The organism is Arthrobacter crystallopoietes (assembly GCF_017603825.1).
Taxonomy (GTDB): Bacteria; Actinomycetota; Actinomycetes; order Actinomycetales; family Micrococcaceae; genus Crystallibacter; species Crystallibacter crystallopoietes_B.
Map to the genome: position 1 here is coordinate 347,352 of NZ_CP072014.1, position 12,391 is coordinate 359,742.

Consider the following 12,391-nt stretch of genomic DNA (forward strand, 5'->3'; position numbering starts at 1 on the left):
AAGACTACTATAACCAGATAGAACTTAGTTGCGCCAGATGGAACTTATGACGGAACATGGTTCCATCAGGCCTACACGGACCGAAGAAGGAGAGATGACATTGCGAGCAGCTAGATACATCGGCGATCAGCGGATCGAGGTGGGCAACGTTGAAGCCAGCCCGCCTGCAGCCGGGGAGGTCACCATCCGCGTGGCATACAACGGAATCTGCGGCACCGACCTGCACATCGTGCAGGGCCACATGGATACACGCGTGGCCCTGCCGGCAGTGATCGGCCACGAGATGAGCGGCATCATCAGCGCAATCGGCCCGGAGGTGGAATCGCTGACACCGGGGCAGCCTGTCACTGTGATGCCACTGCGTTGGTGCGGGGAATGCGCCTCCTGCCGCGCCGGCCACCAGCACATCTGCCAGCACCTTGACTTCGTAGGTATCGACTCGCCCGGCGCACTGCAGGAGCAGTGGACGGTGCCAGCCTCCCTCGTGGTTCCACTTCCCGAAGGCGTCTCCCTTGAGCACGCCGCGCTCGTCGAGCCGCTCGCAGTTGCTGTGCACGACGTGCGGCGCTCGCGGCTCGCGGCGGGCGAGACCGTCGTCGTAATCGGTGGCGGACCCATCGGCCAGCTCATCGCCATCGTGGCCCGCGCAGCAGGCGCAGAGGTAATCCTGGCTGAGCCGGACGCCGACCGCCGCGCGTTCGCCGAACAGCGCGCAATCGTCGTCGATCCCATCGAAGGCGACCTCGCCGCGGTCGTCGAGGAACACACCGGCGGCGCCGGGGCCGATGTCGTGTTCGAGGTCGCGGGGACCCGCGGCACCGCGCTTGATGCCACCCGGCACGCTCGCACTCGTGGGCGCGTGGTATTCGTCGCCATTCATCCGGAGCCGGTGCCCGTGGATCTCCACCGCATCTTCTGGCGCGAACTCGAGGTGCTTGGCGCTCGTGTCTACGAGCGCGAGGATTTCGAGCGCGCTATCGAACTGCTCGCCTCCGGCGTGGTACCGGCAGATGCGCTCATTACGCGCGTCGTGGCACTTGACGACACCTCGGAAGCGTTCGACGCGTTGCTCGCGGCATCCGCAATGAAGATTCTTGTCGACGTGCAGGGGGTGCGCGCGTGAGTATCTCATTTGACCTGACCGGTACGACGGCCGTTGTCACCGGCGCCCGCCGAGGCATCGGCTTCGCAATGGCTGAGGGGCTCGCAATGGCCGGCGCCGACATCATCGCGGCATCCGCGAGCCAGGAGGCCGACGGCGGTGCAATCGGTGCGCGAGTGCGCGAACTAGGACGCACTTTTGAGGGATACACCGTCGACTTCCGTGACCGCGATGCCGTCGCCGCCTTCGGGTCGGCTGTGCAGGATCGCGCTGACATCCTGGTGAACAATGCCGGTACCATCCGCCGATCGCCCGCGGCCGAGCATCCGCTCGAATGGTGGGACGAGGTGCTCGACGTGAACCTGCGCAACCAATTCGTCCTCACACAGGCAGTTGCGGCCGGGATGCTTGAGCGCGGCTACGGTCGTATTGTCTTCACTGCGAGCCTGTTGAGCTTCCAAGGCGGCATCACCGTGCCGGGGTACACCGCGGCGAAGTCGGGCGTTGCAGGTCTTGTGAAGGCGCTCAGCAATGAATGGTCCGCGCGGGGCGTCACGGTGAATGCGATCGCACCGGGCTACATCGCCACCGACAACACCGCTGCACTCCGCGCCGATGAGGACCGTTCGCAAGCTATCCTCGATCGCATCCCCGCCGGACGCTGGGGCAGTGCCGAGGATCTGCAGGGCGCGACGGTCTTCCTCGCCAGCCCGTCGGCCGCCTACGTCACCGGCGTCACGCTGCCGGTCGACGGCGGATGGATGGCACGATGATGCTCGAGCTAAGCGGCGTTGTCCCGCTCGCAACCGTCGACGACGACGCGGCCGCCGATGTGATCGCCGACGGCCTCGTCGCCGGCGGCCTGCCGGTGCTCGAGGTCGCGCTGCGCAACCCTCACGGGATGGCAGCGATTGAGCGCATTGCCGCGCGGGGTGACGTGCTTGTCGGCGCCGGTACCGTCCTCGATCGTGAGCAATTGCGCCAGGCACTCGACGTCGGCGCAGCATTTGTCGTCGCGCCGGGTCTTGACGAGGAAATCGTCGAAGCCGCGCTCACCGCAGGTGTGCCGGTGCTGCCGGGGGTGATAACGCCAAGCGACATCCAACGCGGCATCCGCCTCGGACTTGAACGGCTCAAGCTCTTCCCCGCCGGCGCCGCGGGCGGGCTCGCCCTCGTCAACGCGCTGGCCCCGGTCTTTCCAGGAGTCCGCTTCATGCCCAGCGGAGGAGTGAGCACCGCGAATCTGGGCGAGTACCTGGCGCATCCGGCCGTCTTCGCGGCAAGTGGCTCGTGGATCGCGGCGCCCGCGCGTATCGCGGCAGGCGCCGAAGCAGTCGCCGAGGCAGCGCGGGAGGCGGTCGCGGTTCGAGCCGAGGCAGGCCTGAGGGCCGGGCGATGAGCGTCGTCACGCTCGGTGAGTCGCTGGGGCTGCTTGTCGCCTCCCGCATCGGCAGGCTTGAGCTCGTGCCTGCGATGGACCTGGGCTTCGGCGGTGCCGAGAGCAACGTCGCGATTGGTCTGGCGCGCCTGGGCGTGCCCGTGACTTGGATGAGTCGCCTCGGTGACGACGCGCTCGGCCGCCTCATCGAGCGACAGCTTCGGGCCGAGGGCGTCAGCGCCGCGACAACCCTCGATCCGACGGCACCCACCGCCCTCATGCTGAAGGAACGTCCGGCGGCCGGCTCCAGCGCCGTCTCGTACTACCGTGCAGGCAGTGCAGGCTCCCGGCTCACGCCGGAGCACCTCGACATCGCCCGCATCCGGGAGGCTCGTATCCTGCACATCACCGGCATCACGGCCGCGCTTGGTGCCGGTCCGCGCGCTGCGTTGGACGCCGCGGTCGACGCCGCGAACGATAGCGGCACTATCGTCTCGTTCGACGTAAATCACCGCACGCGGCTGTGGAGCCACGCAACGGCAGCCTTCGCGTACCGCGAGATCGCGGCCCGTGCCGATGTCGTCTTCGCTGGCGATGATGAGGCGGAACTACTCACCGGCGAGCGCGACCCGGCCGCGCAGGCCGCGGCGATTATCGAACTGGGCCCAACGCACGCGATCGTGAAGCGCGGAGCTGAAGGCGCGTACGCGCTTGCCGATGGCCAGGCCGTGGAACAGTCAGCCTTCCCCGTGCAAGCTGTCGACACAGTCGGCGCCGGGGACGCGTTCGTCGCTGGCTACCTGGCCGAGCTCCTCGCCGGCGCCTCGCTAACCGAGCGTCTGCGCACGGCCGCTGCCTGCGGCGCGATCGCCTGCACGGCGCCTGGCGACTGGGAAGCGGCCGCCGACCGTGCCGCGATCGCGCGGCTACTGGGAGCTGGAGACCCCGTGCAACGCTGACGCCCGGATGCCCCGGGCAGAGCTACGGCCCGCCAGACCGAAGGTGACGCAGTAATCCGGATGAACCGCCGCGCCACCGCCACGCGGGAAGTCTCGGCCGGATGGATAACTGAAGGAGCCCTTCGGGCCTAAGCACTGAGGGGCAGAGCGCACTGCGCTCGGCCCCTCTGTGGTCTGGACTAGAGCGCTTCCTCCACTGGGACATTGGCCTGATATTCTCGTCCCTCGGCCTCACTAAACGCCGTCATTAGGTGCCCTTTTTCCAGTCCCAGTACCGTGCTTAAGGGGAAGTGGCCGGTAATAGTATTCCCTGAATGCTCCACGCCGCTGAGGTCGAAGTTCTCCTCGGTGCCGTCATGACTGAAGCAGTAGAACGAGACAGCTTCGCCATTAATAAACTCGATTCCCATTCTGCGCTGGTGGGAATGATCCGGGGTGGCAGCCACGAGACCGACCACGTAGGGCCCCGAGCCGGGAATGTTGCCGTCTATATCGAATTTCGCTACCAACGTGGATTCCTTGGCTGCGATGGATACGTGCTTAAGAAGTGCGTTGTGGGAGCTCATGGCTCCATCCTGCTTTCTGCGCTCTTATTCGTCCACCCTTAAAAGAAGACAAGCGTCCCCCAGCAGCGCAACATCAGCTTTGGAGGGAAATCGATCTCGTAGGAACTACCGGTGGCACGCCCTTCTTTGGTGCGCTATTCCGAGGTAGACCCACCGAACCAGGTGCTGAGTGCGTCGGGGAGCCCTGAGTCAGTCGGCTCTCCCACCCAGGCCACGTATCCATCAGGCCGAATCAACACCGCGGTGGGTGCAGTGACCGCCCCGATTGCGGGAAGCTCCCACGCACCGACATATTCCGCGTCGACCAGCCGGACCCGATCTGCCCATGACGTGATGTCGAAGCGCCCGGGCTCGCCGAGGTTGAGGAGCACGGGCTTGGCCCGGTGCAGCAGGGTGCACACGCGGAGCGGACCGTCGGCGGTCGCCAGGTCATGATCCGGCATCCGCCGTCCGAGCAGGGGGTGCCCCTCGCCGAGGTCATAGTGGACGTCCAGGCCCGACATCATGGCTCCAAATCGCTTCCGCGGTTCGTCCATACTCAGGAGCTCGGAGACGGTGTCGCGCAGGGCCGCAGTGCGCTCGTCGGCGCGGCGGAGCGCGACTTGCGCCATCGAGTTGCGCAGCACACGAGCAGCAACCGGATGCCGTTCGGCGTGATAGGTGTCCAGGAGGCTCACCGGTGATGTTCCCTTGACGACCTGGGCCAACTTCCATCCCAGATTCACCGCATCCTGTATGCCCGTGTTGAGACCTTGTCCGCCGTCCGGGGAGTGCACGTGCGCGGCGTCGCCAGCCAACAGGACGCGCCTGTCCCGGTAGGTTGCGGCCTGCCGGGCCATGTCGGTGAATCTGGAAATCCACGTTGGATTGTGGGCCCCGTAGTCCGTACCGTAAACAGCGATGAGGGCCTCGCTGAGATCACTCAATGTGGGTTCTGTCGTGTTTCCGAGATGTGCTTCAGTCACCATGACCTGCACGGGCCCGCCGTCCAGGAAGACCACCTCGCCGTCGTGAATTTCGTACTTTAACTTCCCTAAGGCGTGGAGGCCGAAAGCGTCGCGGCGAATGCCAAGCTCCGGCTCCTCGGCCATCTCGACTTCGGCGATCAGGTTGCTGACGGTCGGATCACTTCCGGGGAACTCGATGCCGGCCGCCTTACGAACCAGACTGCGCCCGCCATCGCAGCCAACGAGGTACTCCGCCCGCAGCTGCCCGCCGTCGGCCAACTTGATGTCGACGCCGGTGCCGCCCTGAGCGAAACCGGTCACCTCGCGTCCTCGGTAGGTCGTCACCTCCAGCTCGTTGACCCAGCCAGCCAGGATCCGCTCAATATGGATCTGCCACAGCCCGAGCCCGTAGTTGTGCCGGGTGGGGAAGTCGCTGATGTCCAGATGGGTGCCGCCAAACCCGGCGACCTGCGCCACCTGCCCCTCCGACAGGAACCGATCGGCTATCCCCCGCTGGTCCAGGACCTCAATGGTGCGCGAGTGCAAGCCACCAGCACGAGCGCCGGCAAGCTCTTGGCGGGGACGCCGCTCGACGATGGCCACATCAACCCCCGCCAACGCTAACTCACCCGCCAGCATCAGCCCTGTCGGGCCGCCTCCGGCGATCACCACCGCATGCTCGGTCATCGACATTTGCGTCCCCATTCCCTCAGTTCCCGCGTCTGCCGATTATGCGGCCGGGCCGGGGGCTTGCCGCAAGCCCCCGACCGCGTTGTAGATTGGAAATAGGAACGGGACACCCTGTTTGAACCGTCCGCGAAGGTCGGATGGCCTTCTGCCCGAAGCCGACGAGCGGCGTAAGCTGTACCCGGTCAGGGCGCGTCGGGTAGCCGGACTTTCTTCTCGCCCTTGAGTGCGCCCTCCATGGTGTCTTGCCAGACCGGGCCAGCCACTTCCGAACCGGTCAGGTCCCGATAGGTGTTGCCGTAGGCCTCCAGCCGGGTCAGCGGATACTGTGCCCCACCCCTCGGGTCGCCCAGCCATACTGCTGCCACGAGTTGAGGCGTGCCGCCCACAATCCAGTTGGCGGCGAAATCGTTGGTGGTGCCCGTCTTGGCTCCCGCTTCTCGGCCCTCGGGGCGGAGCCGCGGGCCAAGGGTACCGGTTCGTTTGAACGGTTCCTTGAGCACATCGGCCACGGTGTTGGCTACGTCCTCATCGATCGCCTGGTGGCAGTCAGGGTCCGGGACCGGCAGTTCTTCCTTGGTGCCGGTGCGCACCGCCTTGATGACCGTCACCGGTTGGCAAAGCACTCCCCCGCCCATGAAGGCGGAGTAGGCGTTGGCCATCTCCAGCGGGGAGACCTCATAGGCGCCCAGGGCAAGCGAGGCTTCCCGCCCTACCAGCTGATCGACGGGGATGGACGTGATTCCCAGCCTTTCGGCCATCTTTGCCGCGTTGATGACCCCGACGCGTTCAATGAGACGGACGAAGTACACATTCACCGAACTGCGGATCGCCTGGTAGGCGTTGATGACTCCGTAGTCGCGGTTGCCGTAGTTGACATAGCCGCCACGCGGGTTATCGAGCTTCGCCGATCGGTAGGGTCCGTCAGCGCGTAGCCGGGTGGAGGTCGGAATACCTTGGGCCAGCGCCTCGGCCAGGATAATGGGTTTCATGGCAGACCCGACCTGAAAGGCGTTTCTGGCGTAGATTACTTCCGTCTTGCCCTTGCCCTCGCCCCAGTCCCGGTTCTGCGCGATGGTCGCGATATGGCCCTTGCCCGGAACGATGATCGCGGTACCGAGGGCCGCTCGATTGGTATTGCCCAGGGCTTTCTCAACCGCAGCCTGCGCAGCGTCTGCCGCTTTCCGGTCCAACGTCGTCGTTAGCGTTAAACCGCCTAGGTGGAAGCGTTCCTGACGGACCTCGGGTGTCTTCCCGAACGCCTTGTTCGTCAGGACTTCCTCGCGGACAACCTCGCAGTAGAAGGGGTACTTGGATTCGCCGCAGCTGGACGGGGCCGCGCCGCGCTTCACGGCCAGCTCCGAGTCCTTGGCCGCCTGCGCCTCTTCGGCAGTCAGGACACCTCGTTGCTCGAGCACCGTCAACACGGTGTTGCGCCGTTCTATGGCACCTTCGGGGTTGGTAAAGGGGTCTAGATCAACGGGTGCCTTGAGCATGCCGACCAGCACGGCCGACTGGACATGGTTCAGCTTCGCCGCCGTCGTGCTGAAGTAGATACGGGCGGCTGCCTCCACCCCGTAAGCGCCGTTGCCGAAGTAGACAGCGTTCATGTACTGGGTGAGGATCTCGTCCTTGGTCAGCTGCTTCTCCAGCGCAAGCGCGTATTTGGCCTCGCGGATCTTGGCGTTGTAGGTGACGCCGACTGCCACCTGCTCCTCGACTTCGTCGCGTGCATGGTTGACCAGCATGTTCTGGACCAACTGCTGCGTGATCGTGGATGCGCCTTGGACGTTCTCGCTGGTCACATTGTTGATCAGCGCGCGGGTGACGCCGAGGGGGTCCACGCCCCGATGCTCGTAGAACCGCGCGTCCTCGGTTGCAATCAGTGTTTCCTTGAACGCCTCGGACACCTGGTCCAGCTTCACATCTGTCCGGTTTTCGCTGTAGATGCGGGCAAATTCCTTGCCGTCCTTGTCCAGCAGCACCGTATGCTGCGGCAGCGGGCGGTCCACCGGCAGATCAGTCGGCAGCTCCTCCCACATGTCCAGCACGGTGTTGCCGGCGACAGACAAGCCCACCGCAGCGGGTGCCACGATCAGGCCGACGCCCAAGGCTGCGACAGCCACGCTTGCCAGCCACAGGTCGATGCGCCGCTGTCCGGCGCGTCTCTTCGGGGTTCGGCCGGGGTTCGCCTCAGCCAACAGCTCATCGAGATTAACAGGTTCCGGTTTGTTGCGTCCCCATAGCCGCATGATTTTTTGTGGGGGAATTCCGGTGCCGGTTACACCTGTTGCGCAACCGGCCGCTACCGCGCATTGTCAGGGGCCGTTGGGAAGGCACCCCGCGGGCGCCGCTGGTTTTCCCACACCCCTCCTTTGCCAAGATGGAGCAGATAAGAAAACAGTAGAACCTCCGCCGGGCGTTGACTAGAGCGTCAGGCATAATCGTGGACAGGACCCAATAACGGGAGCGCTGGAGCCGTGGCGGTTCGGCGCAAACAGGCGGTTTCAGTCATGGCTTTCACCGTCATGAACGGAAAGATCGTGGCGATAGACGTACTCGCCGACCCAGCACGGCTGGACCAACTGCCGCTTGCCTCCTAACCGGGGTTCGGCGCTTCAGGAGCAAAGGAAATGGCCATGACATCTCATGCAGAACAGCCGGATAAGGAACCTTTCAAGACTGGGCAGGCTCAGGGGGAAAGCACCATGCGGGCGATCACGCAGGACGTGTACGGCTCCGCGGAGGTTCTGCACCTTGCGCAGATTCCACGCCCCGTTCCCGCGGAGCACGAAGTGCTCGTCCAGGTGAGGGCGGCCGGGCTGGACCGGGGCGTCTGGCACGTGACAAGGGGACTGCCCTATCTGGCCCGGCTGGCCTTCGGGCTCCGCAAACCGAAAAACCCCGTCCCCGGGATGGACCTCGCGGGCATCGTCGTTGCGGCCGGCCCGGCAGTGACCAGGTTCGCTGTCGGTGACGCAGTGTTCGGCAGCGGCCGCGGCTCCTTTGCCGAATACGCGGTGGCACGCGAGGACCAGCTGGCCATCAAGCCGGCAAACCTCACGTTCGAGCAGGCCGCGGCCGTTCCGGTCTCGGCGGTCACCGCTCTGCAGGGCTGGCGCGACGCCGGCAGGATCGAGCCGGGGCAAAAGGTGCTGGTCATCGGTGCGTCCGGTGGCGTCGGATCCTTCGCGGTTCAGCTGGCCAAAGCCTTCGGTGCGCAAGTCACGGGCGTGGCCAGCACGGCAAAGCTCGACGCCGTTCGCTCCCTGGGTGCCGACGACGTCATCGATTACACCCGGGAAGACTTTGCCGACGTCGCCAACCGCTACGATCTGATCCTCGACATTGCAGGGAACCCCTCGCTCGCGCGGCTGCGCCGCGCGCTGAACCGGACCGGAACCGCCGTCATCACCGGCGGGGAAGAAGGCGGGAACCTGACCGGCGGCATGAACCGGCAGCTGCGGGCCCTGCTCCTGTCGCCCTTCGTAGGCCAGCGGCTGACCATGTTTATCGGCAAGGTGAGTTCCGCCGACCTCGAAGAGCTGACCGGGCTTATCGAGGCGGGGAAGGTCAAGCCAAGCATCGACAGGACCTTTCCGTTGGCCGAGGTCCCCGACGCGTTGCGTTACCTTGAGGCAGGCAAGGTCTGCGGGAAGGTTGTCATCACCATTTGAGTGGTTCGCGGCCCAAGTGCCGGCGAGAGATTTCGCCTTGGAGCGGCACAGCGATGCGGGTTGGTGGAAGATGGAGCCATGGATGCTGTCGACGCACTCAATGAGATTGCTTTCTGGCTCGAACGTGAACTTGCGCCCAGTTTCAAGGTTCAGGCATTCCGCAAGGCAGCCAGCGCCATTCGCAGCCTGGAGCCCGAGGAGCTCGCGGCCAGAGCCAGGGACGGCCGGCTCAAGAACATGAAAGGGATCGGCAGCAGAACCTTCGAGGTCATCAGCCAGGCGGTCGACGGCGGGGTGCCCGACTACCTCGCGAAGCTGCGGGAACGTTCGGCCAAGCCGCTGGCGGAAGGCGGGGCGGAATTGAACTCGGCCCTCCGCGGCGATCTGCACAGCCACAGCAACTGGTCCGACGGCGGATCCCCCATCGAAACCATGGCGGATACAGCAAGGATGCTGGGACGGGACTATCTGGCGTTGACCGACCACTCCCCCAATTTGACGATAGCCAATGGTCTGAGCGTCAAGCGGCTTACCGAGCAGCTGGATGTAGTCGCCGAGATCAACCAGGGGGCCGACGGCTTCCGCCTGCTGGCCGGGATCGAGGTCGACATCCTCGAAAACGGCACCCTGGACCAAACGCCCGCAATGCTGCAGCAGCTGGACGTTGTGGTGGCCAGCGTGCATTCAAAACTCCGCTCCGATAAGCGCACCATGACTAAGAGAATGCTCGGCGGCATCACCGATCCCCACACCAATGTGCTGGGCCACTGCACGGGCCGCCTCGTCAAGGGGTCGAGGGGCACCCGCCCGGAATCGGAGTTCGACGCCGACCGGGTGTTCGCCGCCTGTGCAGAGAACGATGTCGCCGTCGAGATCAATTCGCGTCCCGAGCGGCAGGACCCGCCGGACAACCTGATCCAGCTTGCCCTGGACGCCGGCTGCCTGTTCAGCATCGACAGCGACGCCCACGCGCCCGGCCAGCTCGACTTCCTCCAGTACGGGGCGGAGCGCGCCGCGCGGAACGGTGTCCCGGCTGAACGGATCATTAATACATGGCCTTTGGACCGGCTGCTGGAGTGGACGGCCGCGGGGAAATAACCGGGCTGCCAAAGCCGCTGGAACGAACCGCGATTTTTGTTGACCTTGGAGCGGGCTCCAAGGTTTAAGCTGAAGCCATGACTGGCTTACAGGCGCCTCAGGCGCTGAAAGTTGGCGAGTTGGCGAAGGCTGTCGGTGTCTCCACCGATGCGCTCCGCTACTACGAGCGCGCGGGCTTGCTCCCACCTCCGGACCGGTCCCCCGCGGGCTACCGGCTGTATCCGCCCAGCACCACAGACCGTGTGCACTTTATCCAGGGTTGCCAGCGGCTGGGCCTCCGGTTGGCCGAGATAGCCGATCTGCTGGATGTCCGGGATACGGGCCGGTGCCCGTGTGAACCGGCCGAGTCTTTGCTCCGCCGGCGGATCGGCGAGCTGGACAGGGAGCTGGACCGCCTCTCCCGGTTGCGCTCCGATCTGCAGGCCATGGCCGATCAACTGCATGGCACGGACTGTCCGGATCCGGATCCCGGCACGTGGTGTCCGCCCGACCCGAAAAGCATGAAGGAGGTGACCGATGATGGACATCAAAAGGGCCTGCCCCTGCTGCGATGACCCTGCCTGTGACGGCAGTTGCTGCGGCGGCGGTTGTTGCTGAACACGATCCAGAACAACGACGGCGGCACTCCAGGTGGGATTTTCCTCCCACCGGAAGTGCCGACGTCGTACGTGGTCAGGTTCTTCAGTTGGCGAAGACGTCCTGCAGCTGGCCCTGCGGGGTCCACAGCGCCACGGAGTCGCCGCCGTTGTTCAGCACGGAGGCGGTGCCATCGTTGTAGAAGCTCTCCGCGGTGTTGGTTCCGGGGCCGGTGTAGACGCGCAGTTCGCCGCCCGGTGCCAGGACGTATCCGTCCCCGATGGCGAGGATGTTGTTGGCCGCGTCGCGGATGATGCTGCCGCTGACCTCAATGCTGCGGCCGGTGGTGTTGCGCAGAAGCACATGTTCGCCGGTTTCCGCCTGGACATCGCTGCCGGCCGGGTTGTTGACCGAGTCCACGATTTCGACGCCGTTCGCCGAGGGGAAGGGCTTCCCGCCGGCGAGGTAGCGGGCGGTCTGGATCGGGAAGTCGCCGGTGACGGCGTCGACGCCAAGGTCGATGGAGTGCTGGACTGCCTCGGGCGAATTGGCGGTGTAGACGCCGATGACCAGACCGGCCGCCTTCACGTCCGCAACGTTCTGCGCGGTCAGCGTGCGGTAGTTGGTGCCCACGGAGTCGGCGTACTCGGCCCACTGGGCCAGGGTTTCCGATCCGGGAACGGTGCTGGAGAGCTGCTGCAGTTCGATCTCCGGGGCGATGGAGGCGAAGGTCCGGTTGGAGGCCTCGTCGAAGCTGAGCACCTGGATCTTGTCCGCGGCTACCAGTTTCTGCCACTTCTTATCGGTGCGCAGTTCCTCGGCGACCAGCTGCTCGATGCCCGGGGAGTTCTTCGGGGACTTGATCTCGATGTAGACGCCGGTCTCGATGGTGGCGACCCTGGCGGCATCGTCCAGGTGCGGGATGCGTTCGCCGGCGAATTCCTCGCCGAAGTACGCGCCGGCGTCGAGCTGCTGCAGCTCCGCCCAGGTGAAGGACGTGATCGGATCGTGGGCGCGGTCCGGGAAGACGCCCTCGACATTAGTGGTGCGGGCAGGGGTGTCATCGTGGAAGAGGAACGGTACTCCGTCGGCGCTGAGCTGGACGTCGATCTCGAAGAAGTCCGCACCGGAGGCCCGGCCGTCCTTGAACGCGGCAACGGTGTTCTCCGGTGCCGTGCCGGCGGCACCGCGGTGCCCGATGAGCAGCGGAGCTTCGGCCTGGCTGCTGGCCGCGGTGTCCTGCACGGCCACATCGGCGGTGTTGGCTGTGCCGGGCTGTGGCGCGGTCTGCGGCGCTGCCTGCTGGGCGACGGCGGCAGGCGCCGCGAGCAGGGACAGCCCGACGGCGGTGGCCGCTGCGGATCCGGTCAGAAGCGTGGTGATGCGTGATGCCATACGAAT

General features: G+C 65.4%; 11 protein-coding genes. 7 read left to right on the forward strand and 4 right to left on the reverse strand.

Going from position 1 to position 12,391, the window contains the following annotated elements:
* The first annotated feature begins 94 nt into the window (after positions 1-94).
* From J5251_RS01700 to J5251_RS01715, 4 genes are read left to right on the forward strand one after another with little or no spacing between them, the layout of a single operon-like run.
* Positions 95-1,123: a zinc-dependent alcohol dehydrogenase gene (locus J5251_RS01700; protein ID WP_139006648.1), complete on the forward strand. Its 1,029-nt coding sequence runs from the start codon at positions 95-97 to the stop codon at positions 1,121-1,123.
* The gene (locus tag J5251_RS01705) at positions 1,120-1,875 is read left to right on the forward strand and encodes an SDR family oxidoreductase (RefSeq protein ID WP_139006649.1); all 756 of its coding nucleotides are present in this window, start codon (positions 1,120-1,122) and stop codon (positions 1,873-1,875) included. Before J5251_RS01700 ends, J5251_RS01705 begins: the two co-directional genes overlap by 4 nt.
* The gene (eda, locus tag J5251_RS01710) at positions 1,872-2,501 is read left to right on the forward strand and encodes a bifunctional 4-hydroxy-2-oxoglutarate aldolase/2-dehydro-3-deoxy-phosphogluconate aldolase (protein ID WP_240793212.1); all 630 of its coding nucleotides are present in this window, start codon (positions 1,872-1,874) and stop codon (positions 2,499-2,501) included. Before J5251_RS01705 ends, eda begins: the two co-directional genes overlap by 4 nt.
* Positions 2,498-3,439: a sugar kinase gene (locus tag J5251_RS01715; protein WP_139006650.1), complete on the forward strand. Its 942-nt coding sequence runs from the start codon at positions 2,498-2,500 to the stop codon at positions 3,437-3,439. Before eda ends, J5251_RS01715 begins: the two co-directional genes overlap by 4 nt.
* A 179-nt stretch (positions 3,440-3,618) precedes the next feature.
* On the opposite strand, the gene J5251_RS01720 is transcribed toward J5251_RS01715, so the two are convergent.
* The 3 genes from J5251_RS01720 to J5251_RS01730 all read right to left on the reverse strand — a co-directional run bounded on the left by J5251_RS01720 (position 3,619) and on the right by J5251_RS01730 (position 7,840).
* Positions 3,619-4,005: a hypothetical protein gene (locus J5251_RS01720; protein WP_139006651.1), complete on the reverse strand. Its 387-nt coding sequence runs from the start codon at positions 4,003-4,005 to the stop codon at positions 3,619-3,621.
* A 134-nt stretch (positions 4,006-4,139) separates the two neighbouring features.
* A complete protein-coding gene (locus J5251_RS01725; RefSeq protein ID WP_240793213.1) occupies positions 4,140-5,657 on the reverse strand; it encodes an FAD-dependent monooxygenase in 1,518 nt (505 codons plus the stop codon).
* A gap of 167 nt (positions 5,658-5,824) precedes the next feature.
* Complete coding sequence (locus J5251_RS01730) at positions 5,825-7,840, reverse strand: transglycosylase domain-containing protein (RefSeq protein ID WP_244250760.1); 2,016 nt, start codon at positions 7,838-7,840, stop codon at positions 5,825-5,827.
* A gap of 438 nt (positions 7,841-8,278) precedes the next feature.
* Between J5251_RS01730 and J5251_RS01735 the strand changes: the two genes are divergently transcribed.
* From J5251_RS01735 to J5251_RS01745, 3 genes are all read left to right on the forward strand, one after another.
* Complete coding sequence (locus J5251_RS01735) at positions 8,279-9,316, forward strand: NAD(P)-dependent alcohol dehydrogenase (protein WP_346764140.1); 1,038 nt, start codon at positions 8,279-8,281, stop codon at positions 9,314-9,316.
* A gap of 78 nt (positions 9,317-9,394) precedes the next feature.
* Positions 9,395-10,414 carry a PHP domain-containing protein gene (locus J5251_RS01740; RefSeq protein WP_139006652.1) on the forward strand — a complete coding sequence of 340 codons (1,020 nt, stop codon included), beginning with the start codon at positions 9,395-9,397 and terminating at the stop codon, positions 10,412-10,414.
* A gap of 77 nt (positions 10,415-10,491) precedes the next feature.
* Positions 10,492-10,968 carry a heavy metal-responsive transcriptional regulator gene (locus J5251_RS01745; RefSeq protein WP_139006653.1) on the forward strand — a complete coding sequence of 159 codons (477 nt, stop codon included), beginning with the start codon at positions 10,492-10,494 and terminating at the stop codon, positions 10,966-10,968.
* A 127-nt stretch (positions 10,969-11,095) separates the two neighbouring features.
* Here the strand turns inward: J5251_RS01745 and J5251_RS01750 are convergent, their stop codons facing one another.
* Positions 11,096-12,385 (reverse strand): glycerophosphodiester phosphodiesterase family protein, encoded by a 1,290-nt coding sequence (locus tag J5251_RS01750; RefSeq protein WP_139006654.1) that lies wholly within the window; start codon positions 12,383-12,385, stop codon positions 11,096-11,098.
* Between the last annotated feature and the right edge of the window lie 6 nt (positions 12,386-12,391).